This window comes from Bdellovibrio sp. MYbb2 (assembly GCF_056175685.1).
The window spans coordinates 544,764-567,602 of record NZ_JBJKJI010000001.1; the positions used below are offsets into that span (position 1 = coordinate 544,764).

At 49.2% G+C, this 22,839-nt stretch carries 23 protein-coding genes and 3 tRNA genes; 10 read left to right on the plus strand and 16 right to left on the minus strand.

Annotated features, from left to right (window positions below; all coding sequences use genetic code 11):
• The first annotated feature begins 33 nt into the window (after window positions 1–33).
• From AC04MQ_RS02675 to AC04MQ_RS02710, 8 genes are all read left to right on the plus strand, one after another.
• Entirely contained in the window at window positions 34–492 is a 459-nt protein-coding gene (locus AC04MQ_RS02675; RefSeq protein ID WP_235046208.1) for a hypothetical protein, read from the plus strand.
• A gap of 14 nt (window positions 493–506) precedes the next feature.
• Complete coding sequence (gene cpaB / locus AC04MQ_RS02680; RefSeq protein ID WP_015089307.1) at window positions 507–1,418, plus strand: Flp pilus assembly protein CpaB; 912 nt, start codon at window positions 507–509, stop codon at window positions 1,416–1,418.
• A gap of 34 nt (window positions 1,419–1,452) precedes the next feature.
• Window positions 1,453–2,982: a BON domain-containing protein gene (locus AC04MQ_RS02685; RefSeq protein ID WP_015089306.1), complete on the plus strand. Its 1,530-nt coding sequence runs from the start codon at window positions 1,453–1,455 to the stop codon at window positions 2,980–2,982.
• A 52-nt stretch (window positions 2,983–3,034) separates the two neighbouring features.
• Window positions 3,035–5,254 (plus strand): ATPase, T2SS/T4P/T4SS family, encoded by a 2,220-nt coding sequence (locus AC04MQ_RS02690; protein WP_041576752.1) that lies wholly within the window; start codon window positions 3,035–3,037, stop codon window positions 5,252–5,254.
• A gap of 3 nt (window positions 5,255–5,257) precedes the next feature.
• Complete coding sequence (locus tag AC04MQ_RS02695) at window positions 5,258–6,133, plus strand: type II secretion system F family protein (RefSeq protein ID WP_475390952.1); 876 nt, start codon at window positions 5,258–5,260, stop codon at window positions 6,131–6,133.
• A gap of 30 nt (window positions 6,134–6,163) precedes the next feature.
• Entirely contained in the window at window positions 6,164–7,816 is a 1,653-nt protein-coding gene (locus AC04MQ_RS02700; protein WP_015089303.1) for a DUF6531 domain-containing protein, read from the plus strand.
• A gap of 15 nt (window positions 7,817–7,831) precedes the next feature.
• Window positions 7,832–8,137 carry a hypothetical protein gene (locus tag AC04MQ_RS02705; RefSeq protein ID WP_015089302.1) on the plus strand — a complete coding sequence of 102 codons (306 nt, stop codon included), beginning with the start codon at window positions 7,832–7,834 and terminating at the stop codon, window positions 8,135–8,137.
• A 188-nt stretch (window positions 8,138–8,325) separates the two neighbouring features.
• Window positions 8,326–8,526 (plus strand): hypothetical protein, encoded by a 201-nt coding sequence (locus AC04MQ_RS02710; protein ID WP_015089301.1) that lies wholly within the window; start codon window positions 8,326–8,328, stop codon window positions 8,524–8,526.
• A gap of 98 nt (window positions 8,527–8,624) precedes the next feature.
• Here the strand turns inward: AC04MQ_RS02710 and AC04MQ_RS02715 are convergent, their stop codons facing one another.
• The 3 genes from AC04MQ_RS02715 to AC04MQ_RS02725 are packed head-to-tail and all read right to left on the minus strand — an operon-like array spanning window position 8,625 to window position 10,497.
• Window positions 8,625–8,885: a hypothetical protein gene (locus AC04MQ_RS02715; RefSeq protein ID WP_015089300.1), complete on the minus strand. Its 261-nt coding sequence runs from the start codon at window positions 8,883–8,885 to the stop codon at window positions 8,625–8,627.
• A complete protein-coding gene (locus AC04MQ_RS02720; protein ID WP_015089299.1) occupies window positions 8,872–9,264 on the minus strand; it encodes a response regulator in 393 nt (130 codons plus the stop codon). Before AC04MQ_RS02720 ends, AC04MQ_RS02715 begins: the two co-directional genes overlap by 14 nt.
• A gap of 42 nt (window positions 9,265–9,306) precedes the next feature.
• Entirely contained in the window at window positions 9,307–10,497 is a 1,191-nt protein-coding gene (locus AC04MQ_RS02725; protein WP_475390956.1) for a hypothetical protein, read from the minus strand.
• Window positions 10,498–10,574: 77 nt separating this feature from the next.
• On the opposite strand from AC04MQ_RS02725, the gene AC04MQ_RS02730 reads away from it, so the two are divergent.
• The gene (locus tag AC04MQ_RS02730) at window positions 10,575–12,161 is read left to right on the plus strand and encodes a hypothetical protein (protein WP_475390958.1); all 1,587 of its coding nucleotides are present in this window, start codon (window positions 10,575–10,577) and stop codon (window positions 12,159–12,161) included.
• 124 nt (window positions 12,162–12,285) lie between these two features.
• Here AC04MQ_RS02730 and groL read toward each other — a convergent pair whose 3' ends face one another.
• The 7 genes from groL to AC04MQ_RS02765 form a co-directional block, all read right to left on the minus strand.
• Window positions 12,286–13,926: a chaperonin GroEL gene (gene groL, locus AC04MQ_RS02735; RefSeq protein WP_041576747.1), complete on the minus strand. Its 1,641-nt coding sequence runs from the start codon at window positions 13,924–13,926 to the stop codon at window positions 12,286–12,288.
• A 61-nt stretch (window positions 13,927–13,987) separates the two neighbouring features.
• Window positions 13,988–14,275, minus strand: a complete 288-nt coding sequence (gene groES / locus AC04MQ_RS02740; RefSeq protein ID WP_038452046.1) for a co-chaperone GroES — start codon at window positions 14,273–14,275, stop codon at window positions 13,988–13,990.
• Between the two features lie 176 nt (window positions 14,276–14,451).
• On the minus strand, window positions 14,452–14,958 hold the full coding sequence (locus tag AC04MQ_RS02745; RefSeq protein ID WP_041576745.1) for a hypothetical protein: 507 nt from the start codon (window positions 14,956–14,958) through the stop codon (window positions 14,452–14,454).
• Between the two features lie 188 nt (window positions 14,959–15,146).
• Window positions 15,147–16,256, minus strand: coding sequence for a hypothetical protein (locus AC04MQ_RS02750; protein ID WP_015089293.1), 1,110 nt, complete (start codon window positions 16,254–16,256; stop codon window positions 15,147–15,149).
• 106 nt (window positions 16,257–16,362) lie between these two features.
• Window positions 16,363–16,438 (minus strand) — tRNA-Asn (locus AC04MQ_RS02755).
• Between the two features lie 57 nt (window positions 16,439–16,495).
• Window positions 16,496–16,951 carry a hypothetical protein gene (locus AC04MQ_RS02760; protein WP_015089292.1) on the minus strand — a complete coding sequence of 152 codons (456 nt, stop codon included), beginning with the start codon at window positions 16,949–16,951 and terminating at the stop codon, window positions 16,496–16,498.
• 68 nt (window positions 16,952–17,019) lie between these two features.
• Window positions 17,020–17,096 (minus strand) — tRNA-Arg (locus AC04MQ_RS02765).
• Between the two features lie 142 nt (window positions 17,097–17,238).
• Between AC04MQ_RS02765 and AC04MQ_RS02770 the strand changes: the two genes are divergently transcribed.
• Window positions 17,239–17,329 (plus strand) — tRNA-Ser (locus AC04MQ_RS02770).
• Between the two features lie 48 nt (window positions 17,330–17,377).
• On the opposite strand, the gene AC04MQ_RS02775 is transcribed toward AC04MQ_RS02770, so the two are convergent.
• The 6 genes from AC04MQ_RS02775 to AC04MQ_RS02800 form a co-directional block, all read right to left on the minus strand.
• On the minus strand, window positions 17,378–17,797 hold the full coding sequence (locus AC04MQ_RS02775) for a hypothetical protein (RefSeq protein ID WP_041576743.1): 420 nt from the start codon (window positions 17,795–17,797) through the stop codon (window positions 17,378–17,380).
• Between the two features lie 145 nt (window positions 17,798–17,942).
• On the minus strand, window positions 17,943–18,455 hold the full coding sequence (queF, locus tag AC04MQ_RS02780; protein WP_041576741.1) for a preQ(1) synthase: 513 nt from the start codon (window positions 18,453–18,455) through the stop codon (window positions 17,943–17,945).
• A gap of 55 nt (window positions 18,456–18,510) precedes the next feature.
• Window positions 18,511–20,547: a hypothetical protein gene (locus AC04MQ_RS02785; protein WP_475390961.1), complete on the minus strand. Its 2,037-nt coding sequence runs from the start codon at window positions 20,545–20,547 to the stop codon at window positions 18,511–18,513.
• 58 nt (window positions 20,548–20,605) lie between these two features.
• Window positions 20,606–21,073, minus strand: a complete 468-nt coding sequence (locus AC04MQ_RS02790) for a nucleoside deaminase (RefSeq protein ID WP_011162705.1) — start codon at window positions 21,071–21,073, stop codon at window positions 20,606–20,608.
• 115 nt (window positions 21,074–21,188) lie between these two features.
• Window positions 21,189–22,457 carry a HipA domain-containing protein gene (locus AC04MQ_RS02795; RefSeq protein ID WP_475390964.1) on the minus strand — a complete coding sequence of 423 codons (1,269 nt, stop codon included), beginning with the start codon at window positions 22,455–22,457 and terminating at the stop codon, window positions 21,189–21,191.
• Window positions 22,454–22,684, minus strand: a complete 231-nt coding sequence (locus AC04MQ_RS02800; RefSeq protein WP_015089287.1) for a helix-turn-helix domain-containing protein — start codon at window positions 22,682–22,684, stop codon at window positions 22,454–22,456. Before AC04MQ_RS02800 ends, AC04MQ_RS02795 begins: the two co-directional genes overlap by 4 nt.
• Between the last annotated feature and the right edge of the window lie 155 nt (window positions 22,685–22,839).

Sequence of the window (22,839 nt, forward strand, 5' to 3'; positions counted from 1 at the left end):
AAACGCAAATCCTCCATAAATAACGAGAAAGGGATGGCTGTACTAGAGCTCGTCCCTATTATCATTGTGATCGTGCTGCTGGTGAACTTCTCTTTGGGGTTCTTTGGCGCCATTCACACCGGGATCCTGAATTCAATTGCCTCCCGGAACTATGCCTTTGAAACTTTCCGCAACCGCGCCAACCTTACCTACTTCCGTTCCACTCCGAATTCGGATGTGGCTCTGACTTACGATAAGGTCGGCATGCGTGTGCATGGAACCCTGTCTGAGAACACCAAAGAGGGTGCGAATGACTGGGTGGCCAGCTCCCGCCGCATTGACTTTATGACTTTGCAGCGTGAGGCCGCAGAAATTGCGGGAACGAAACCGGAACACGAAAAGACCCGTTCTCTTCCAGGCGGAAGAAACGAAAGTCTTTCAGTGAATCCGATCTGGATTAAAACGACGTATGGAATTTGCCTTAACTCCGAGTGCGCAGGCACCGGAAGCTAAGAGAGTGGGACATTATGGGATCAAACGAAACTAGAAATTTATGGCTTTCGATTGCTGCAGGTGTCTTTGCGACGTTCCTGCTGTACAGCTATTCCCAGGAAAAGAAGGCCGAGTACGACAAACGTTTCGGTTCCACTAAGCGTGTGGTTGTTGCCAAGGAAGACATCGCTGAAATGCAAACCATCTACGACACGATGGTTGAAACCAAAGAGCTTCCGGCGGATTTCATTCAGCCTGACGCCATCACAATTCCTGACGAGATTATCGGCAACGTGGCCGCTGTGCCTATCAGAAAAGGCCAGATGGTCGTGAAGAATAATCTTCTGACTCCGGGCCCGGACACAGGGATTTCCCTGCAGGTCGCACCAAGCAAGCGTGCTGTGACTATTCCAGTGGATGAAGTGCGCGGGGTTGCGAAACTGATCCGCCCTGGGGACCGCATTGATATTTATGCCGCGGTGGATTCCGGCAAGGGTGTGAACCAGCGCCGTGAAGTCTTCACCATGATGAACGACGTGGTCGTTCTGGCAACGGGTGTGAGTGTTGTGAACAACATTCCCCGCATGTTTGAACTGGATTCAACCGGAAAGAATCTGACACAGATCGCCCTGACTGGTGACACCAAGTACACCACGATCACGGTCGAAGCGACTCCGAAAGAGGCGCAGGATCTGTTCTATATTCTTTCCACGGCTCCGGGGAACCTGTTCATGGCTTTGAGAAATCCAAGCGACAGAACAATTCCACCGCGCATGCCAAGTTCGACGTCTGACAGTGTATTGGGAAAACCGATGGTCTCTATGGACGCTCCGGCCGCACCGGCAATCGCGATGCCGCCACGACCTTACGTACCACCGGTTCAACAACAGAGGGCAGCACCTCCGCCAGCACAAAGACCACGCGCCAACGGGTTTCAAACTTTGTAATTGGGTCTGATTCAGGGGAATTTAAGGGGGATATATGAGACGTAAAATTCTGATCACCGGACTGCTAAGTCTGTTTATGATCAGTGGAAGTGTGGCCTGGGCCCAGGAAGAACTGGAAGCCTCGCCGACATCATCCACAGAAGGTGAAGAGGGCGTATACCGTTCTCGCAAATTCATCAATCTCACCCTCGGCATTGAGCAGGACGAGAAGCTTCCCCCGCTTCCGGACAGCATTGAATTTAAAGGTGACTTCCGTCGTATCGTGACTGCCGCCTATGCAAAGGATCTGAACGTCATGCGTTTTACTCCGAAGGGTGAGGGTTTTGCGACCCTGACCATTCACGACAAACGCAACGGCAAGATCGTCGCGGAATTCCGCATTGACGTCAAGAAAAGCAAACTCGACAAAGTGGTGCGTGAGATGCGCGCCCTTCTGGGTGACATCGAAGGTATCAACATCAAGATCGTGAACAACCGCGTGGTTGTGGATGGTCAGATCCTTTTGCCAAAAGATCTGGCGCGTATCTATAACGTGGTTCAGCAGTTCGGTGAACAGGCGTCCTCGCTTGTGACCCTGAGCCCGCTGGCGCAGAAGAAAATAGCGGAATTCATCGCCCGGGACATCAACAATCCGGAAATCGAAGTCCGTGCGGTGAATGAAAAAATCATTCTGCAGGGCTGGGCCAATTCTGATGAAGAAGCCAAACGTGCCGAGATCATCGCCAAGACCTATCTGCCCGACATCGTGATCGAGGCGGCCGAGGAAAAGGGTGTTATTAAAAAACGCCGCCCGGCGAATGATGGTGTGATCAATCTGATTCAGATCAAAGAAGCTCCGGCGAAACCACCAAGCAAAATGATCCAGCTGGTGGTGCACTATGTGGAACTGAACAAGGACTATTCCAAGGCCTTCAAGTTCCAGTTCACTCCGGAACTGGGTGACAACTCGCAGATGACCTTCCAGACCGGTGGTGATTCTCCGGGTGGTGTGATCAGCTCGATCACCGGAACTGTTTCCAATCTTTTGCCTAAACTGAACTGGGCAAAACAACACGGTCATGCGCGCGTGCTTGAAAGCACCAGTCTGATTGTGGAAGACGGTAAAAAAGGTGAAATCAAACAGGTGACCAATCAGCCTTATCCAGTCATCGGTAAAGACGGCACTCAAGGGACCGCATTTGCCGAAGTGGGTATCGTGACGGCGATCACACCGGTATTGCTGGGTGAAAAGTCCGGCAGCGTGCACATGGAAATGGCCTTTAAGGTGTCCAGCCTTCTGGGTAACACTCCAAGTGGTGCGCCGATCACCAGTGCGAATGAAATGACCTCCACCGTGACGGTGCGAGATCGTCAAAGCGCGGCGGTGGGTGGTTTGATCCGTAACTCGACCTCGACCGGATACAATCGTCCGGCTGGTCAGAAGAATCCGATCATCAGCCTTTATGCATCCAAAGACTTCATCAAGCAACAAAGCCAGTTCGTGGTCTTTGTCACACCGATAGTTAAGACTTCTGCCAGCTCCGGGGCTGAGCAAATTAAGAAGAAGTTCCGTTTACGCGACTAGGGTCTCGTAAACGGACCTCCTGTTTCAGCCGATAGGAAAGCTGGAGGTCTGTTTGGCTATCAATCCTAATTGTAATCTCATCGCAGTGGTTGGCGGTAAAGGCGGCGTTGGAAAATCCGTCTTCGCAGCCAATTTCGCCTGCACCATCATGAACGAACTCCGCAGCCAGGTTCTTCTGATCGATGCTGATGCTCGCAGCGTCGGCGATCAGAACGTGATCATGGGACTGAAACCCCAGAAAACACTGAAGGAACTTGCAAGCTTCCAGGGCTCTTTGAACTCCCAGCCGATGAACACACTCGTCACAATGCACCAGTCAGGTTTGGCTTATTTAGGTGCGGTTCGCGGCCCGGAAGAAAGCCTGAACATCAATCCGGATCTTTTGGGAAAACTGGTGGAGTTCTTCTCCCGCGCTTATAAATTTATCATCGTCGATGTGGGTACGGATCTGGGCCCGGCGCAAATGGCCGTGCTTCAGGAAGCCACTGCAATCATGATCGTGACGACTCCGGAAGTTCTGGTGGTGACGCAGACGCAGCGTCTGGTGAATGAACTTCTTTCTGCCACTTTACCTAAAGACATGTTCCAGCTGGTGATCAACAAGGCTTCTCCGACGGGTCTTTCCCCGCAGACGATCTCCAATCAGCTGCAACTGCCTTTCCTGGGAATCATTCCTCAGGATGAAGCCACTGCCATGATGTCCCTGCAAAAGTACACGCCGTTTGTGATCTCCGCCCCGAAAGCTCCGGTCACGGCCGCGTACTATGATGTTGCCCGTAAACTGACCGGCGGGATTTTGCAGCGCCTGAAAACCCTGTCTCGTCCAAAGCCAGCCCCGGCGGCGGCAGCGGCCGCTGGCGACAGCGCCAGCACGGGTTCCACGCAAGGAATGGATGCACGCACCCTGCTAAAAATTCGCATTCATAACGAACTGATTCGCACCGTGGATCTTAAAAAGCTTCTGGTCGACGGCAAGCAGGATGAAAACAAAGAAAAAGAAGTCCGGGAAAAAACCAAACGCGAAATCACCTTGATCGTGGATCGTGAAGCCCCGGATTCCGCCCGTGAAGAACGCTCCAAGCTTATCAAAGAGGTTTTGGAAGAAGCTCTGGGACTGGGTCCGCTGGAAGATCTACTGGCTGATCCGGATGTCACCGAGATCATGGTCAACGGTAACAAACGGGTCTTCGTCGAGAAAAGCGGCAAGGTTCAGCTAAGCCCGGTGACCTTCACCTCCAACGATCACTTGCGCCGTATTATCGAGCGTATCGTGACACCGCTGGGTCGTCAGATCAATGACTCCACTCCGTATGTGGATGCGCGTTTGAAAGACGGTTCGCGTGTGAACGCCGTGATTGAGCCTTTGGCGATCGACGGCCCGGCACTGACAATTCGTAAATTTAAAAAAGGCGGTATCACCGCTGAAAAATATATCGGTTACGGAAGTATCACCAAGAACATGATCGACTTCCTGCGCATCTGCGTGGAAAACGGTCTGAACGTGGTGATCTCTGGTGGTACCGGTTCAGGTAAAACATCCCTGCTGAATATGCTGTCTTCCTTCATCCCGTCCAACGAACGTGTCATCACGGTCGAGGATGCGGCCGAGCTGCAGCTGCAACAGGAGCACGTTGTGCGCCTGGAGACACGCCCGGCTTCGATGGAAGGCTCTAACGCCATTCATATCCGTGACCTTATCAAGAATGCCCTGCGTATGCGTCCGGACCGTATCATCGTCGGTGAGTGCCGTGACGGCGCCGCTTTGGACATGTTGCAGGCCATGAACACGGGTCACGATGGTTCCATGACCACGACTCACGCAAACTCTCCGCGTGAATGTGTGGCCCGTCTGGAAACACTTTGTATGATGTCCGGTATGGATCTGCCAATGCGTGCGATCCGCGAACAGATCGCCGGCGCAGTGAATCTGATTGTGCAGATCTCCCGTCTGTCTGACGGCAGCCGTAAAATCCTGAGCATCACCGAAGTGGCGGGCATGCAAGGGGACGTGGTGACTTTGGCTGAAATCTTCAGATTCAAAGAAACCGGTTACGACAAGAACAGAAAAATCCAGGGGACTTTCCAGGCAACCGGTACCATCCCAAGCTTTATCCAAAAATTGAGCGACAAGGGTGTTGTGATTCCGCGTGAGATCTTTGCCAATGATCCGAACGCAGGCACACCGGCAGCGGCCGCTCCTGCAAAACCACCAATCCCAGCTGCGATGGCGCCAAAAATGCCAGGCGTGGCTCCAGTGAAAAAATCGGGGTAAGCCATGAGTTTCCTGTTTAACGAATGGGTTATGATCCCTCTGTTTGGCATCTGTGTTTTCGTCATCGTCATCCTGTGGGCTGACAAGGCGATTGCATGGCTGCACAAGCGCAGCCTTGGCCAGCGCGACGAGGTGATCAAGATTCTTCGTGTGATGGGAATGGACGTTGACGAAAAGAAAGTCACGCTGATCATCCTGCTGATGAGTTTCGGTCTGGGTGCTTTGGTCTTCCTGATCTTCTGGCCCAGTGTTTTGATGGGTGCCTTTTTTGGTGCTTCCATCACCGTGGCTGGCTGGCAGCTGCCTTTGCTTTTGGTGCGCATGATCTACGAAAACCGCTGCACCAAGTTTGTCGATCAGATGGTCGATGGTCTTACGATCATGGCCAACGGTATCAAGGCCGGATCCAATCCGCAGGAGTCCATGAAACGCGTGGTGGAGATCATGGGAAATCCCATGAGTCAGGAATTTGCGCAAGTTTTGTATCAGATGCAAGTCGGTGACAGCTTTGAAAGCGCACTGAATGACCTGGGGAACCGCATCCCGCGCCCGGATGTGCAGATGTTTGTGACCTCCATCAACATCCTCAAAGAGACCGGTGGTAATCTGGCAGAAACTTTCCAGACCATCGTACTGGTCGTGCGCGAACGACAAAAAGTAGAGAAAAAAATTCAGGCTTTGACCGCTCAGGGGATGATGCAAGGGATAATCGTCACTCTGATTCCATTTATCTTGATGGCCGTATTCCTGGTGATCGATCCGGCTTTCATCAAACCTATGTTTAACACAACCCTAGGTCTAGTGTTACTGGCAGCGATGCTGGGTCTGCAAATAATCGGTGGCGTGCTTATTAAAAAGCTTGTTACCATTAAAGTGTAGTTTGTCAGTTTCAAGGAAGAGGTATCGATAATGAAGAAAGCACTCTTGGCGTTCGCCTTTCTTTTTTCTGCCCAGGCGTTCGCGCTTGTGGATATGAAAAATGCCAACTACTCCAACACCTGGATCGATATGGATGTTCCGGGCAGCGGGTATGATCTTAAAATCGTGCGCACTTATAACAGCCGTTCACTTTTCAACGGCATGTTCGGCTTTGGCTGGTGCTCTGATTTTGAAACCGGGATGGAAGTCACTGCCGAAGGCAATATCAAGGTAAAAGAATGCGGTGGCGGCCTTGAAGTGACCTTCTCGCCTCGTGAAATCACCCGTAAGGATGTCGACAGCTCTATCGCGCAAATCGTGAACAAGATGAAAGCGGAAAAGAAAGTCGGCCTGACCGAGGCGGCGATCAACACGCTGAAAACACAATTGCTTGAAGACGACAGCCTGCGCGCGGACTATGCCCGTCAATACGGAATCACGGTTCCGGTTAAAGAAGGCACCAAGTTCTACGCCAACGGCCGCGAAGTTGAACACTTCACGTTCAACAAAACGTATTACACCAGAAATCTTCCTGACGGCAGCTCTCAGCGCTTCAACCCGCAGGGAAAACTGACTCATATCTATGACAAGAACAACAACTTCCTGAAGTTCGACTATGACAAGGACGTGATTTCCACACTCCAGGACAACAACGGTCGTCGTCTGACTTTCAAATACTTCCAGAACAAAAAAGTTAAAACCATCACCGGCCCGAATGGTCTGATGGCGGAATACAAGTTCGCCAACCTGGATGACCTGGCTTCCGTAAAGAATGCCTGGTTGAAAACGTACACTTACGAATACGATGAGCTTCACAATCTGACCAAGGCGACTTGGCCGGACAAAACGTTTGTCGCTTTGAAGTACGACAAACAAAAAGACTGGGTTTTGGCATTTGCAGACCGCGATAAATGTATCGAGACCTACAAATACGAAGACTCCCCGACAGATCCGAAAAATCACTACTGGTCCACAGTGAAAAAGACCTGCGGCAAGGAAGTGATGGCGGATAATAAGTACGAATTCTGGCACCAGCAGCGCGCTGACGGTCAATTCTATCTTCAGCGCGTGATGACGACTGTGAACGGCAACGTCACCGACATCACTTATCATGAAGTCTTTGGCAAACCGGTTTCCATCCGTCGTAATGCCGACCGTATCTCTTATGAATACTATCCAGATGGTTTGGTGAAGGTGAAAGCCGCACCGAACATGAAGATGGCGTTTGAGTACGATGCCAAGGTTAAAAAGGTCAGCTCTGTGAACAGCACCTACTTTAACGAAAAGGGTGCCAAAGTAGCCACCAAGGCCGCTCAGTTCAAATACGATGGCAAAGGAAACCTTTCCTATGCCCAGAACAGCGATGGCCAGAAGATCAATATGACATATGATAACCGCGGCCGTATTGCGACCATTACAGATCAGGCCAAGAAAGTGGTTAAAATCGAGTACGAGGAACGCTATGGTAAACCATCCGTAGTTACCCGTCCCGGTTTGGGCACAATTGTGGTATCCTATAAACCAAATGGTGAAATCAACAAAGTGGACAGCAAAGAGGGGCCATCTGTAGCCATGCAGGTAGCCAGCACATTTAATAACCTCTTGGATATCATTGCTCCCGCAACTGCGGAACTTTACCTGTAAGGAGAAGGTGATTATATGAAAAGACTCTTGGTTCTTTCCATCTTGCTGACCCTGGGCTTCTCCTTCGCGGGAACAGCCTCTGCTGACGAAAATGCCAACCGCCCGGCTAATCCAGGCGAAGACCCGAATGAGGCCTTCAGATCGACTCCATTTGAAGCCACCACATCGGCTTTGGGTGACTGCCGTGAATGTATCGCCTACCGTACAGGCGCCACCACTGGTAAAGGCTCCCGTCGTCATGACGACACCGTTTCCCGTGAAGTCAAGGGCTCCAGCGCGACCCCTGGTGGATCTGAGAAAACCAGCACCGGAAGACAGTAATCTGATCTGTCTAGAAACCTGACACTCGCCTTACACAAAAGGGCTTTGGACATCCAAAGCCCTTTTTTTTGCCCTGAAACCCTCCGATTCGTCTCATCCTGAGACAAAAAAACTGGCACACGCGATGCAATAGAGCTCTATGAGTTCTTAATGATGTTTTTAAGTGTGTATAGATAAAGGAGAGTTTTATGAAGAAAATCGTACAAGCCACTATTGCTATGTCTTTGATCGCCTCTGTGGCAATGGCGAACACCGGTGTTTCTTGCAAAAACAACAGCGCGAGCGGTCGTCATTCCACGACGGCGTTCAAGCAGGAGTTTAAAGCGAAGGTTGCTAAAGACACTTCGACGAAGACTTCCAAAGAGAAAACAAGCAAAGGCTGGAACTAATCCACGCCCAGGCTTGAATTGAATATGCCCCCTAGGGAGAGTGACTATCCCCCCTTACAGTCGCTCTCCCTTCCCCTTTTTTAAAAGGGCAGGGTGTACTAGCGAATTGCTTTTTCGTGAGCGCCTTCCTGGAATCCGTCCACCGTGCTGGCCACGCCATCACCCAATGAACGACCCAGATTTCTGATCGCCATGGCACCACCCGCTGCCGCACTTTGAATATACTGAGACACCGTGGATTTCTGCAACCAGCGGAAAGAATGAGATTCAATCGAATCGCCGCCCACTTTCACCTGCATCAAAACAATCAGCAAGGCCGTTGCAGCAAAACATTTGAATACAAATTTAAGTTCTTCCATGAGTGGATTCTCCCAGATGCGGTAATACTTTTGTGATTTCTTTTAAAAGCTGTTCTTTGCTGAATGGTTTTGGCAGATAAGCATCAAAGCCCGCCTCGAAGGCTTTCTGCACCAGAGCTTCCTGATCGATTGTGGAACAACCGATGATCTTGATTTCGGGATGAAGCTCTTTCAGAATCTTTGCGGTTTCGATGCCATTACGAAGAGGCATGACCATATCCAAAAATACCAGATCGGGCAGAGTCGCTGACACCAGCGCTACCGCCTCGTCCCCGTTGGCAGCCTCGCCGACGCAAAGGCCTCCTTCAGAGGTCACAAGATTTTTGATAAGTTCACGCAAGAAGGCGGCATCATCAATTACAGCAAAACGAATCTTCATACCGCCAGTATAGAATTTAGCAGGCTATTTTGTGAGTGGATTTTAGTGACCCCAACGATAGCCCAGTGAGAACATATAAAGCGAATTGGTCACGCTGACATTGTTCGGAGTCAAACCTGTACCAGGGTCTGGCAGGCCGGCGGCACCGTCGAAGACGTTTCTTTCAGCCGAAGCACCCAAGCTCCAGATCATCTGACTTTCGCGGGTGAACTTCCATTCACCACCGACATCCAAACCAATGCGCACGCTTTCTTCCGAAGCGCCGGACTGGATATTTACACCCGTGGCACTTTCAGAATGCTGCAGACGCGGAAAGAAACTGCCCCCCAGAGTCCAGGCATAGTTCGCAGACGTCGGAATGCGCGCTTTCAGACCCACACCCAGCCCTTGAGTTTTAAGACGGGCTCGGGAGGTGTTGTCACTTGGAACGGTCATCTTGTTATCACTGAACAACAAAGAAAATTCCAATGAATTGGATTTACGGGAAACCCCGAAGAACTTACGGAAGTTCAAACCCAGATCGACAAATTCATACTTTGCCGAAACCCGGGACTGATCAGCCTGGATAGAGTCCACATCTGCTGCAAACGAGAATAGAATCTGTCCGCTCACACCAATAAGTGGCGTGAACCAAACATTGGTGCGAATCTTCAGCGCATTAAAGAAGCTCTGATAGTCACGGAATGTGTAATTGGACTGGGAATCATTGTAAGCCACCACCGGCATCACATCCAGCTCCAGGCGGTTGTTGCGAATGTCGTCTTCGTGGATTTGCTCACGGTAAAATTCAAAGATCTTGGAAGCTTTGTCAGAAAAAAGGCTCTCGGCCTGCTCGCTGATGGTGGGCTCCTCGACTTCAGACGAGGTCTCAGCACCCGCCACTTTTGGCGCTGCTGCGGGAACCACAGGCGCAGCTGTCGCTGCTGCCGCGGCTTGAGCTTCAGCGGCTGCCTTGGCTTCGGCTTCCTTCTTGGCTGCCAGTTCCTTTTCCTTCTTTTCGGCTTCAGCCTTTTTCTCGGCCTCAAGCTCGCTGGTCTTCAGGGTTCTGACCGCCACGCCGTCGGAATCAGTGATCACCGGAGTTGCTTCTGTTTCAGACGCTGGACTGCGCTTGTTGGCTTTACGAACTTCATAGCGCCCGGAAGAAAAACCTTCCAGACCCACTTGGGCCTTTGCCGGAAAAGCGGAAGCAAAAAGAGCTGCAAAAATCAGAAAAGAAAGTGAAGACTTCATAAGAAATCTTTCGGCTTTCGGTCCGTATTACTTGACGCCAAATTGACCTGTTTTCAGAGGCAGTGCAGAATAAATTTATGAAATCATTCTTGCTGAGTTCTCTCTTCGTCGCGTCCTGTTTCATTTCAATCAGCCCGACTGCGTGGGCCCAGACCAATGCCCAGAACGTTTACGTCAGCGCTGCCGACCAAGATCTTGCCATCAAATCCATCGTGCTGGTTCCAACCACTGACAATGTGGGCGGCATTTATGCAAAACCCGCTGAAGAAGAACTAAGAACTTTGTTAAACGAAGACAAGCAGTGGTCTTTGTCCAACTTTCCAAAAGATCTGAAAATCAAATCTGAAACCCTGGATGAAAACCCGTCGGAAGTTCAAACCGTTTTGCAATCCACGCAAAGCGAAGCAGCCCTGACTTCAAAAATCATCCGTGGTCCCCGCGGGATTTCCATCACGCTGACTTTGTTTGTGGGCCGCGAAGGCCTGCCGCTGCTGCAGGAATCCCTGAATGACTACAAAGGTTTTGAAACTGCGGAAATCAAAAACGAAGTCCACCGCCTGTTTGAAAATCTAAAGTACCGCATGCCTTTCAGAGCCACCATCTTAAGCCGCCGTGGCCAGCAGGTGACCCTGAATCTGGGCAGCAATTACGGGCTTAAACCTGACAGCCGCGTGTCCGTGGTTCAGATCATCAAGATCAACCGTCATCCAAAACTAAAATTCATGGTCAGCACCGAAAAAGAGGTTCTGGGTCGCGTGAAACTTTTCAAAGTTGAACCGTTCATGAGCTTTGGTTACGTCGAAATGGAAAAAGATCCGGGCGTGATCGCCGTCGGATCCAAAGTAATGCCGGACGAGTTTGTGAAGTACTCAACCCCCATCACCACTCCTTCCGGAAAAGTTTTGCAGGACATCAGCACCCGTCCGGACAAAGACGTGGCATTCGGTGAGGAACCGACGGAATGGCTGCCGACAATGCCTCCACAGTTCGGTAAAGTCGAATTGATGGCGGGCTTTGGCAACTACACCCAAAACACCAGCCTGACGACGCCAGAGTCGGTGAGTGGCAGCAACAACTTCGCTCCGAATATCCTGGTGCGTGGTGAATTGTGGCTGAACCCGGAATGGTACATGGGCGTTCACCTGCGCCAGTCTGTGTTCTCGGTTGATAATAACCAGGCCGGAAGCTCCCCTTCGTCTTTGAACATGTCTGTGGGCCAATACGGCGTGAATGCAGGCTATAACTTCCTGCTGACCAATGACTTCTTCGGTCCGAAGCTGCAAATCGGTGCGGGTTACATGACGACCAAGTTCACCGTGGATGGCAGCACGCCCACCACGTTCACCAGCATGGACTATAGCGGCTTCCTGATCAGCCTGGCGGGTCAGTTCCCGCTGTCTGAGGAAATCCCTGTGGATATCGGCGGACGCTTTGATTTCTATATGAATCCCGGCATGAGCGAATCCCAGGACAGCGGTTCAGGATCCGACAGCAAGATCAATTCCTTCAGCTTCTTTATGGATTATAAAATGAAGACGCGATTCAAGATTCGCGGCGAACTGATGATTGAAAATTACAGCACGGATTTCTCGGGTGCGACCCGAGCAACAAGCACCAGTCACAAGATGACGACGTTGTTTGGCGGGATTCAGTATCTGTTCTAAGACCGTCTAATTTAAAAATAAAAAAAGCCTGGGTTATAGCCCAGGCTTTTGTTTTTTGAAGCAGTAACCCGCCGTCGCTGATAGCTTCGGCGGGGTGTAATGGCTTAGCCGTAGGCTAAGCTCATTACATCATGCCACCCATACCGCCCATGCCGTCGTGGCCTGGCATTGCAGGAGCTGCAGATTCTTTCTTAGGTGCTTCAGCGATCATAGTCTCTGTAGTCAGCATCAAAGAAGAAACGGAAGCCGCGTTCGTCAAAGCGCAACGAACAACTTTAACTGGATCGATAACACCGTCTTTGATCAGATCAGTGTATTCGTCAGAGTAAGCGTTGAAGCCCCAGGAAACGGATTTGTTTTGAAGGATACGATCCAAAACGATCGCGCCATCCAAACCAGCGTTAGCCGCGATTTGACGGATTGGCTCTTCGCAAGCACGTTTGATGATAGTCGCACCGAATTGCTCTTCTTCAGAGAATTTGGATTTATCAACTTTAGTGGAAGCACGAAGCAAAGCAGTACCACCACCAGCAACGATACCTTCTTCAACCGCAGCGCGAGTCGCGTTCAAAGCGTCTTCTACACGGTGTTTTTTCTCTTTCATCTCAACTTCTGAAGGAGCACCAACGTGGATAACTGCAACACCGCCAGCCAATTTAGCCAGACGCTCTTTCAGTTTTTCTTTGTCATAGTCAGAGGAAGTTTCTTCGATCTGAGCTTTGATCTGACCAACACGGCCATTGATGTCGTTCTTTTTACCAGCGCCATCGATGATTGTTGTGTTGTCTTTGTCTACAACGATGCGTTTTGCAACACCAAGGTCAGCAACAGTCGCCGCCTCAAGTTTCAAACCAACGTCTTCAGAGATCACTTTCGCGCCAGTCAGGATCGCGATGTCTTCAAGCATGGCTTTACGACGGTCACCGAAGCCCGGAGCTTTAACCGCAGCGATGTGAAGAGTGCCGCGCAATTTATTAACAACCAAAGTTGCCAATGCTTCGCCTTCGACGTCTTCAGCGATGATCAACAATTGACGGCCTTGTTTTGCAACGCCTTCAAGGATACCGATCATGTCTTTCATGGAAGAGATTTTTTTGTCGTAAACAAGAACGTAAGCGTTCTCAAGAACCGCTTCCATTCTTTCTGCGTTGGTTACGAAGTACGGAGAAAGGTAACCACGGTCGAATTGCATACCTTCAACTACAGTCACTTCAGTTTTTGCAGTTTTGGATTCTTCGATAGTGATAACGCCTTCACGGCCCACTTTATCCATAGCATCTGCCAACATTTGACCGATTTCTTTGTCATTGTTTGCAGAGATAGCACCAACTTGAGCTACTTCGTTGGAACCTTTTACCGGCTTGGACATCGCTTTCAATTCGTCGATAACGATAGCCACTGCTTTGTCGATACCACGTTTGATGGACATTGGGTTGTGACCAGCGGAAACAAGTTTCGCGCCTTCACGGTAGATAGCCTGAGCCAAAACTGTCGCAGTAGTTGTACCGTCACCAGCTTCGTCGTTGGTTTTGGAAGCAACTTCCTTAACCATCTGAGCGCCCATGTTTTCGAATTTGTTTTCAAGTTCGATTTCTTTCGCAACAGTCACACCGTCTTTAGTGATCAGTGGGGAACCGAAAGATTTGTCGATAACAACGTTGCGACCTTTAGGTCCCAAAGTTACTTTTACTGCGTTCGCCAGAGTGTTCACACCTTTAAGGATGTGTGTACGAGCGTCTTCTGAGAATGTGATTACTTTACTCATGATTGTCTCCGTTATCTGATTCACTCCGGCCTTCGCCAGAGTAGATATTTAAAAAATTGATTTAGTTGAATACGCCCAGGATGTCTTCTTCGCGCATCATCAGGTATTCTGCGCCATCCAGTTTCAATTCAGTTCCAGCGTATTTGCCGAAAAGAACTTTATCGCCAACTTTAACTTCCAATGGAAGGATCTTGCCATCTTCAGTCACGCGGCCTTTGCCAGTCGCGATGATTTCGCCTTTTTGTGGTTTTTCTTTTGCTGTGTCAGGGATGAAAAGACCGCCAGCGGTTTTTTCTTCTTCCGCCATTCTGCGAACTAGAATTCTGTCGTGAAGTGGGCGAACGCCAATTTCGTTCTTAGCCATTGTGAGCCTCCGTTTTAAAACTCATTATTTAAATGATTTATATACGGAAGCTAATATGAATCGGCTGTGAAAAGAGTCAAGGTCAGGGGCTCCATTTTTCTGAATAGAAATTCAATGGCGCACCGAATAAAGATTAGAGCTTACTGAGGATTTACAAAGGCTTACTTAATGCCGTCTTTGCCAAAGTTATTTGCGCTGACTGGAAGGTCCGAAGAATGCGCCCCGAAAACCGAGTTCGCATAGGCCGTCATCAGCTCGGCGACCTCTTCCGGGGACAATTTACCGGCCACTTCATTAAAAGCGGTCTTTTTATCCTGAACCTTGGTGAGATAACCCACGAAATAGTCCGTCACGGACAGGTCTTTGGCGACCTCAAGGTCATAGATTTCCTCACGAAGTTCGCGTTCCAGCTTTTCCACAGAGATATCCTGAGAAGCCACTGCCTCCAAGCCCCCGCGGTGAACCATATTGGGGTCCGTACCGGCCGCTGCCAGGCGGATGCCTTTACGGGCGTCGATCTGGGTCTTCAAAGTCGTTACTTTGACTTGAGCCTGTTGAACTCTTTCAGTTTTCCACTCCCGATAGCTCTTCACTTCGGCGCCAGCTTTCATTGTGAAAGCCGTCAGGCTCCAAAAGGCGACAAGGGGCAGATATTTAATAAGGCGCATGAGTCCTCCAGCAGACGTCCGATAATTCCAAGTCCCCATAATACAAAGGCTATGCCCGGCGAAAGATGGCTCATTTGCAATATAAACGATTTGGACCCCTAAGAGGGGCCCAATTGGGTCACATTGAGACAAAATAGGCTTTACAGGAAATTGATACAAAGCAGGGCCCGGATTGGGCCCTGTGACGGCTACAGCGGCTTGCTCAGGCGGATCAGATCCTTGTGCAGGGTCTGCGCTTTCTTATCAATGGACTTGGAAAAATTCGGCGTCGTCAGCTTAAACACCAACACCGCCATCATGAAGGCGGATTTGTCTTTATAGTTTTGCGCAAGCTCGCGTTTTGCTTTCAGCAGCTCTTCGTCTTTTTGCAAAGTCGCAATCAGCTCGGTGGCTTTGGCATCTTTCATAAGATCCTTTACGGACTTCACACCCTGGTCGCGCAGCTTTAGTTCTTCATGGAAGGACTTAATATATTTTGCCTCCTGTTCGTCGACGGCTTTTCCCATCGCTGCGGCAGGATTTTTTGCGCCCTTGATCTGATCTATCACTGCGGCCACGGGCTTTGCCCCTTCATTCCAGTCAAAGGCGCCATAGCCTTCCGGATAAAGAAGCTTGATCAGACCCGGAAATCCAACCAACGCAGTTTCTTCTGAACTTTCCTCAAGCTCTTCTTTGTTAAATTCAAACTTTCCGGATTTCAGCTCTGGCAGCAGCAAAGCGGGGGTTAAAGCCATTTCAAATCGGAATTCTTTTTCCAGATGGGCTGAAGGGCTCCAGTCCTTGATGTTGCGCTTTAGTTCCGACAACTTGGTGCGGTCTTCATCGCTCATGTTTTCCTTGGAAAGTTTCGCCATTTCCATCAGTGAATCTTTCAACAGCGCCATGCCGATTTGCCCGGTAATCACTGGCATTTCACAATTACCAAAGTGCCACCACAGATTTGCAAGTTTCAGACTTTGTTCCCAGGATTTGGCAGTGATGGCCTCGTCATTCAGTTTTTTTGAAATATCCAAAAGCCCCGTCATCGGCAGCAACCCCGAAGAGGTTGTTGCCTGAAAAGCTGAACACGTCGTGAAGTCACCTTCTTCAGCCAAAGTGCGCAAAGACTGCTCGGGATTTTCCGACGTCAGCGCTTTTTCCATGCGAAGATACAGGTCTTTGTCGTTGGCTGCCGGAACTTCAAATTTAGCGGATTTTTTTAAATGCGGATTAATGCTAGCAACGGACTCTTGAAAAGCTGGCGGGGAAGCCAAAACCTGGATGGGAAGAATCAACGCGCTGAAAACCCAAAGCTTCATGATGAACTCCTCGTCAGAGTTTCATGCTATCGAACTTTACGGGCCTTAAAAATAAAAAAACCAAGTCTTATGGACTTGGTTTTCTTAATCACAATCTAAAAAAGATTGGCTCAGAAGGAGGGACTCGAACCCCCGACCCAGCGGTTAACAGCCGCTTGCTCTACCGACTGAGCTACTTCTGAACTCGGTGAAGGGCTAAATTAGCGGCTTTGGGCGGTTCTTGTCAAACAGAAATAATCTTAAGGGGCTGCAAGCCTATCCAAAGCCTTGGAAAGCATCGGAGAACTAAAGGGCATCCCTTTGACGCGGAAAACCGGCTTTCCCGGAACCTGTTCCAGGATCACGATTTCTCCGGCCGAGCCGCCGTGGGCAGCTAGGCTCTTTTTAAATGAGCTTTCCTCAATGCCTTCCATGGAAAAGGCCCCCATCATGATTTCACAGACAGAGCTGATGTCTTCAGGTTTTTCCAAGGTTTTAATCACGGTGCCGGTTTGGTCAAAAATCTCCACTTTAGGGGCTTTTTCCGGGCACCAGTTCAAAGGGCGATAGTCGCTGCCGATCAGAAGACCCAGCGCGCTTTGCGGGTCCGAGGCTTTGTCTTCTAAAGCGCCGCCGTCCAGGGCCTTCATGCCATAGAAGACACCCACCAGAGCCAGAACCATCATGCCGATTTTAAGATAAAACGTGCTTTTCATCGCTCAAACGTAACTCGGCGAGTTGAAACTGGCTAGCTATAACATGGGAAGTAAAAAGAGGGAAAAAATGGTGCACTCGAGAGGATTCGAACCTCTGACCACTTGATTCGTAGTCAAGTACTCTATCCAGCTGAGCTACGAGTGCACTGAGAAAGAGACGTATAGATAGACTGCGGCCAGGGAAAAATCAAGCATTCTTGATAATTTTACAAAAAGAGTCGAGGCAAGACCTTGATTAACGGGCTGGGCTATGGCAATTTGGATCCTCAGTCGAGAAAACCGACCGCGGAGAGGTGGGTGAGTGGCTGAAACCAAGCGTTTGCTAAATGCTCGTACACCAAAAGTGTACCGAGGGTTCGAATCCCTCCTTCTCCGCCACTTAAACCTGCCTTCGAGCAGGTTTTTGTGTTTCTGGGCGTTACTTATCTAGTGTTTCGTAATTGCTACTTTGGCTTCAAAAACTTCATCAAAAGAAGAATCCGAAATTCTTAAGTTACCAGAAACTGTCTCGCCCGACCCTGGCAAATAACCGCCTTTGACTTTCAGATAAACCGTGAACCACTGCTTGTTATCGCAGAAAACGGTGCCCCAAAGATTTTCGGCCATGCCAGGGCCCTCTGCCAAAGCATAAACATAGTTGGTGTTCGTCAGCTTTTTACTGGTACTGCAATGACCCAGTTCCTTGCTGGTAAAGCTCATTTGAAAGCCTTCGGACAGTTCCAATTGAAACACTTGAGCGCCACTAAACAAAGAGCGGGATTTGTTAAGAGTGTAAGTTCCCATCTCGGAAGCCTGGGAAGCGGTCGCAAAAAACATCATCAACGAAACAAGGGCAAATTTCTTCATCTTGGACTCCACAAAATAGTTATTATCGACGCCATACTACTGCAGCCCACTAATTCTTGCCTTAGCAACTCACGTGTCCGAAAAAAAGAAAGGCCCTGTCAAAAATCCTGACAGAGCCTTTTGAATTCAAAATTGATGTATGTGCTTAGTAGAGCTTTGAAAGCTCCATAGAGTACTTACCCGGAGCGTATTCGCTCATGCGCTTTTTATAAAGATCCTGGAAGAACTTATCTTTCGCCGCATAGTTCGCGTAAGGGTAAATCGCAATCCCCCCGCGCGGAGTAAACTCGCCGATAACTTCGATGTATTTGGGCTTCATCAACTTCACCAGATCATCACAGATGGTCTGCACGCAGTCTTCGTGGAAGTCCCCGTGGTTACGGAAGCTGAACAGATACAGTTTCAGGGATTTGGATTCGACCATTTTCTTGTCAGCGATGTAGTTGATAAAGATCTTTGCGAAATCCGGCTGACGGGTCTTAGGGCACAACGACGTGAATTCAGTGCACACAAAAGTTGTCCAGGCGATCTTGCCCGGGTTTTTGTTGTCAAAGGCCTCCAGAACTTCTGGAGCATATGTTTCTGGATAGTGGGTCTGAATTTCACCCAAGGCGAAATCAGCAAGCTCTTTGGAATCACGGCCGTTTTTCTTTTTCATGGGGACCTTTTTAAGAGATATCCCCATGATTAGCAACGGTATCTTTTACAGGCACCTAGTTGATATTGGTGGCGCCAATGTAACGAGCCAGCCAGTAGCCATACAGGTAATCCACCCCTGAGTTTTCCACACCTTTTCGGTGAGAATCCTGATACAGGAAGGCCCCGTCTTTCCAGACAAAGTTACTGGTGAAGGCCTGCAGCTCAAATACCGGATAATTATACAAACCCTGATAGAAGTAGCTGACCGGTGGTTCCGGCTTTTTCAGGGACTTCCAGAACAACCTTGGAATCGGAGACATGCACCAATCCGGGCGCAATGAATGATCGATCGTCACATCCAGATTCGGGCGCGGATACGGGATTTCACGAAGACCCCAAGCGGCCTGGTTCAACGAAGCATTAAACTGCGCTTCGCTGCTTTCAGATCGGAAGTTCCCACCACGGGTTCCGTGTTTATAAGCAAAGCCGTAAGCCACCAGTGTTTGCAAATGTCTTTGCGCCGGGGAATAGGTCACCCAGGCATCCATCAGGCGCTCGCGCAACTGATCGCGGATTTTACTTTGACCCAGCAGGTCTGCCAGCGTGATGTCGGTGATATCACCCACCAACCCCAAATTGATCCCACTCCAGTCCGCAGATCCATGCCAGTAGAAAGTGGTGTCGAAGCTGTAACCAGTCACCTTGGTTTTAATCTTGTCATAATACTTGATGTACTGCTCTTTGAAAGAGGCATCATTTGTCAGCCAGGCTGCCAGTCCCAACGCCGCCGGACGGTTCTGGGATTTGTCGTTCACAACCTGCAGATCAATCAGCTTGCGGGAATTGGCACGAAGCTCTTTCCAAAGTTCGGTTTCACTTTGTGGCAGCACCATTCCGGCCCACAAGAAGCCGTGAGTGATCCCTTTGATCATGTCGTTGTTGCCGCCTTCAAGCCAGATCAGGTGCTGGAACTTGCCTTCACCGCGATGCCACTTGGCCGGAACCGGCTGAGCGGGATTGTACAGCGCCAACGTGCGTGCGAATTGCTGCGGATCATTGGTGATCTCCATCAAAGTCATCAGACCGCGCAGGGACTTTTTCACGTTGTCCAAAGCTTCGCTGTCCTTGGTTTTCAGATAGCGCATCGCCTGAGAGCCCAGATACATTCCCGTCCACAGGGCGGCATCCCCATCAAAGGAATAGTTCAACAGTCTTCCGTTTTCGTCCAGCACGGCGTGCGCAACCATGCCGGCTTCATTGATATGGAAGTCACGGGTGTTTTTGTCATAGCTGTTGGCTTTTTCCTCTAACGTCGGAGCATAGGCATTTCGTTTCACCGCCGCTTCGGTGATGCTGATGTCATCGACGATCTTGTTGGTGACACGAATCACATCCTTGTTGTTGCGATAGAACTGGAAGTCCGTGGGATCAAAAACGATGTACGGATTTTCGCTTTTATACTCGGGGCGGTTTTTGTAGGACTTCACCAAAGGATCTTTCTCGTAGCCAATGTCTTTTTTGAAAAGATTGATCACGCCACGAACCACCAGAGTAACTTTCGGTCCCTGGGCACTGATGGTCTGGCGCTGATTCACCCACAACGGTTGCGCTTCAAGATCACGACGGGTGGTGATCCATTCGTTGTAGTTAGAAACTTTTTTATCTGCATAGTGAGTCGCAAGGCCATTCGGAGTCACCACATAGCGGGAAAGCACCGTGATCGGAGCATCGAAGTCCGACGGATCTCGCTTTTGATTGCCAAGCTTTGTGATGAAATCACCCTGGCGAAGGTCATAGGAAATCGTCAGGGAATCATGCGTGGCCACGGCTTTTCCGGTCCACACTTCCTGCACTTTCAAACCATCAAAGAAGTAATTGATATAGGTGACCACGCGAACCACATCAAAAGTTCCATCGGATGCCTTGCGCAGTTCCAGCTCACCATTATAAGGCCCGCGGGTGGAGGAAGTTCCTTGCAAGAACCAAATACCTTCCATGCCGCCATTGGCTTGAAGAGAAGCGATATCGCGGGGGATTTGTTTTTCCTTGTGCTGGCAGGACAAAGAGACAACAACGCTCAAAAAAAGAAAAAGGAATGAAAGTGCTTTCATTCCTTTATTCTCTCTGACTTGTGAATGGGACTGCAGTCCCAAAACTATTTACTGGGCTTTAGTACGGAACCTTGTCGGTCTTACTGTCCCACTCTTTGAAAACTTCCAACGCTTCTGTGTGAGCGCATTGAACCATGGGTACTTTGCGGTCTTTGAGGTCTTTTGGAATTTCCTGATAAAGGAAGTCGTCGTCGAAGTTGATTTCAGCGGCGTCTTTGCGGGTGTTGCCGTAATAGATCTTTTCAATGCGGGCCCAGTAGATTGCAGACAAGCACATTGGACAAGGTTCGCAGCTAGTGTAGATTTCCGCACCCGCCAGTTCAAAATTACTGATTTTGGAGCAAGCGTCGCGGATAGCAGAAACTTCGGCATGCGCGGTAGGGTCGTTGGAGGAAGTCACTTTGTTCCAACCTTCACCGATGATTTTGCCGTCTTTAACAATGACTGCCCCGAAAGGACCGCCTGCGCCGGCACGCATGTTGTTTCTGGAAAGCTCGATGGCTCTTAACATAAATTCTTTGTTCATAGGCCGACGAATTTATGGGGACTCATGGAGTTAGTCAAGTTGAGGCATGGCGTCCAAATTTAAGAAGGGCTCATTTCTTAATAGAACCCGTCGCAAACGGACTAATAGGCGAAAATCAAAGCTCAACCCCTTGCTGGGAAAAGCCCTTGGCACGATGCTCGATAAGCTCAGAGATTCGACTTACTATTCGCACTTCGCTAAAGATCTCTGTAATATTTTTTGCAAGATCGTCTTTATGAGTGTTGATATTTTGATAGGTGTGCTTCATTCGATCGGCCATAGTGCCAACCTTCAAACCAAGTTCTCGATCAAGTTCGGCAAATTGATTTTTGCCAATCTGCGAATACTCGTCCCGACCACCAATTTTAAAAGAGAATTGACGTTTTAGACTCGGATAGAGAGCTGTCGACACCAGATCATAAAAGGGGGCAAGTTCAATTTTATTATCCCTCAGCAAGAAGGATATATTTTTCGAATGCGAATCATTATTCCCAATAAGCAGATTAAAGCATATCCAGTCTAGGTAGGCATAAGTACTTCGAAGGCGCTCCTTGATTGTCACATTAGCAACGATCAATTTATAATTGTCTAAAATGGAAGGTCCGCCTTTACTTTCGTATTTTTTTTCACTGGTGAAGCCTTGAGCCTGACAAAAATCCTGTTGGTGAATTCGACGAACTACACCCTTTCTGTCTTTTTCCCGATCATATCTTTCGATCACAAAAAGAGGATGCTTGCCGCTGTAAACAATCTGATTTACCGGAATGTTGAAACCACAAAGACTTGCCAGCTGCATACAATAGTACTCGTTAAAAACGGACTCTTTAATGCCCTGGCGATCGATGGGAACTTTGATGATATGTTTCGTGGGGCCAGCATTGTCCGGCAAAAAAAAGTTCCCGTCGGCATAGATCGCCGGAAATTTATCTTGCGCCCCGGCCAATGAAAGATACCCAGGTTCAAGTTCGGCTATAACGTGCGCAACAGAATGATGATTCTCAATAGCGTCGTAGACTCTCTCCATATCAATCGGAATATTCTTGGATTCTATGGCCGGATTGTATGGGGATTTTTCTTTACCGCTGATAATCACCGCTCCGGCGCAGTCTTCTCCATACTCTTTTAAAAACTCGTAGGGACCTTGTGTTTGACGAGATCTGGCGATTGCCTCCCGAACGCCGCCTTCAGGCAATAAATTTTCAAAGAAGGATAAAGTGATGCGATTACCAAAGGGCTCTGCCTGCAATGGCATCGCCAAACTAAGCGAGAACTTATTTTTATAACCTAGCCACTGCTGGGAGTACGAAAACGAATAGGTAAGATCTTCGCTTTGAAGAAGGCGTCCCACCAGGATGTCTTCATAAAACACATTAAGTGAATTCATTCTTCGACCTTCAGAGCCAGTTCAAAGCCTAAAAATTTTCCGAGCTTAAAAAGCGTCGAAAGTTTTACTTCTCGGCTGCCGTCTTTATTGCTTTCTAGTTTGCTGATACCGTTCACGGAAAGATTGCAGAGCTGAGCCAGTTCGGCCTGAGAAATTCCCAGTTCTTCTCTTCTCGCTTTCAATAGCAGAGAGAGGTCTTTGGTGCTTTTAATCGATTTGATGGCCATAATCTCCCCCTAGGGAGATTCTATCTAATTTCTGAGGGATTACTATCAAATTCTCCCTTTAGGGAGAATTTGGGCCTTTGTTCAGGGGAAGATCTAATAAATCTCCCTGAAGGGAGATTCATTTTTTTAATCTGGTCTATCCAAACTTGTCTATC

What these genes read in the sequence shown, in the direction of transcription:
- AC04MQ_RS02775 (WP_041576743.1), bottom strand. Translation starts at nt 17,797, where the DNA reads ATGAAGAAATTTGCCCTTGTTTCGTTGATGATGTTTTTTGCGACCGCT.
- AC04MQ_RS02725 (WP_475390956.1), bottom strand. Translation starts at nt 10,497, where the DNA reads ATGAAGTCTTCACTTTCTTTTCTGATTTTTGCAGCTCTTTTTGCTTCC.
- AC04MQ_RS02800 (WP_015089287.1), bottom strand. Translation starts at nt 22,684, where the DNA reads ATGGCCATCAAATCGATTAAAAGCACCAAAGACCTCTCTCTGCTATTG.
- cpaB (WP_015089307.1), top strand. Translation starts at nt 507, where the DNA reads ATGGGATCAAACGAAACTAGAAATTTATGGCTTTCGATTGCTGCAGGT.
- AC04MQ_RS02745 (WP_041576745.1), bottom strand. Translation starts at nt 14,958, where the DNA reads ATGCGCCTTATTAAATATCTGCCCCTTGTCGCCTTTTGGAGCCTGACG.
- AC04MQ_RS02715 (WP_015089300.1), bottom strand. Translation starts at nt 8,885, where the DNA reads ATGGAAGAACTTAAATTTGTATTCAAATGTTTTGCTGCAACGGCCTTG.
- AC04MQ_RS02785 (WP_475390961.1), bottom strand. Translation starts at nt 20,547, where the DNA reads ATGAAAGCACTTTCATTCCTTTTTCTTTTTTTGAGCGTTGTTGTCTCT.
- AC04MQ_RS02795 (WP_475390964.1), bottom strand. Translation starts at nt 22,457, where the DNA reads ATGAATTCACTTAATGTGTTTTATGAAGACATCCTGGTGGGACGCCTT.
- AC04MQ_RS02720 (WP_015089299.1), bottom strand. Translation starts at nt 9,264, where the DNA reads ATGAAGATTCGTTTTGCTGTAATTGATGATGCCGCCTTCTTGCGTGAA.
- groL (WP_041576747.1), bottom strand. Translation starts at nt 13,926, where the DNA reads ATGAGTAAAGTAATCACATTCTCAGAAGACGCTCGTACACACATCCTT.
- queF (WP_041576741.1), bottom strand. Translation starts at nt 18,455, where the DNA reads ATGAAAAAGAAAAACGGCCGTGATTCCAAAGAGCTTGCTGATTTCGCC.
- AC04MQ_RS02710 (WP_015089301.1), top strand. Translation starts at nt 8,326, where the DNA reads ATGAAGAAAATCGTACAAGCCACTATTGCTATGTCTTTGATCGCCTCT.
- AC04MQ_RS02790 (WP_011162705.1), bottom strand. Translation starts at nt 21,073, where the DNA reads ATGAACAAAGAATTTATGTTAAGAGCCATCGAGCTTTCCAGAAACAAC.
- AC04MQ_RS02705 (WP_015089302.1), top strand. Translation starts at nt 7,832, where the DNA reads ATGAAAAGACTCTTGGTTCTTTCCATCTTGCTGACCCTGGGCTTCTCC.
- AC04MQ_RS02675 (WP_235046208.1), top strand. Translation starts at nt 34, where the DNA reads ATGGCTGTACTAGAGCTCGTCCCTATTATCATTGTGATCGTGCTGCTG.
- AC04MQ_RS02730 (WP_475390958.1), top strand. Translation starts at nt 10,575, where the DNA reads ATGAAATCATTCTTGCTGAGTTCTCTCTTCGTCGCGTCCTGTTTCATT.
- AC04MQ_RS02750 (WP_015089293.1), bottom strand. Translation starts at nt 16,256, where the DNA reads ATGAAGCTTTGGGTTTTCAGCGCGTTGATTCTTCCCATCCAGGTTTTG.
- AC04MQ_RS02760 (WP_015089292.1), bottom strand. Translation starts at nt 16,951, where the DNA reads ATGAAAAGCACGTTTTATCTTAAAATCGGCATGATGGTTCTGGCTCTG.
- AC04MQ_RS02685 (WP_015089306.1), top strand. Translation starts at nt 1,453, where the DNA reads ATGAGACGTAAAATTCTGATCACCGGACTGCTAAGTCTGTTTATGATC.
- AC04MQ_RS02700 (WP_015089303.1), top strand. Translation starts at nt 6,164, where the DNA reads ATGAAGAAAGCACTCTTGGCGTTCGCCTTTCTTTTTTCTGCCCAGGCG.
- AC04MQ_RS02695 (WP_475390952.1), top strand. Translation starts at nt 5,258, where the DNA reads ATGAGTTTCCTGTTTAACGAATGGGTTATGATCCCTCTGTTTGGCATC.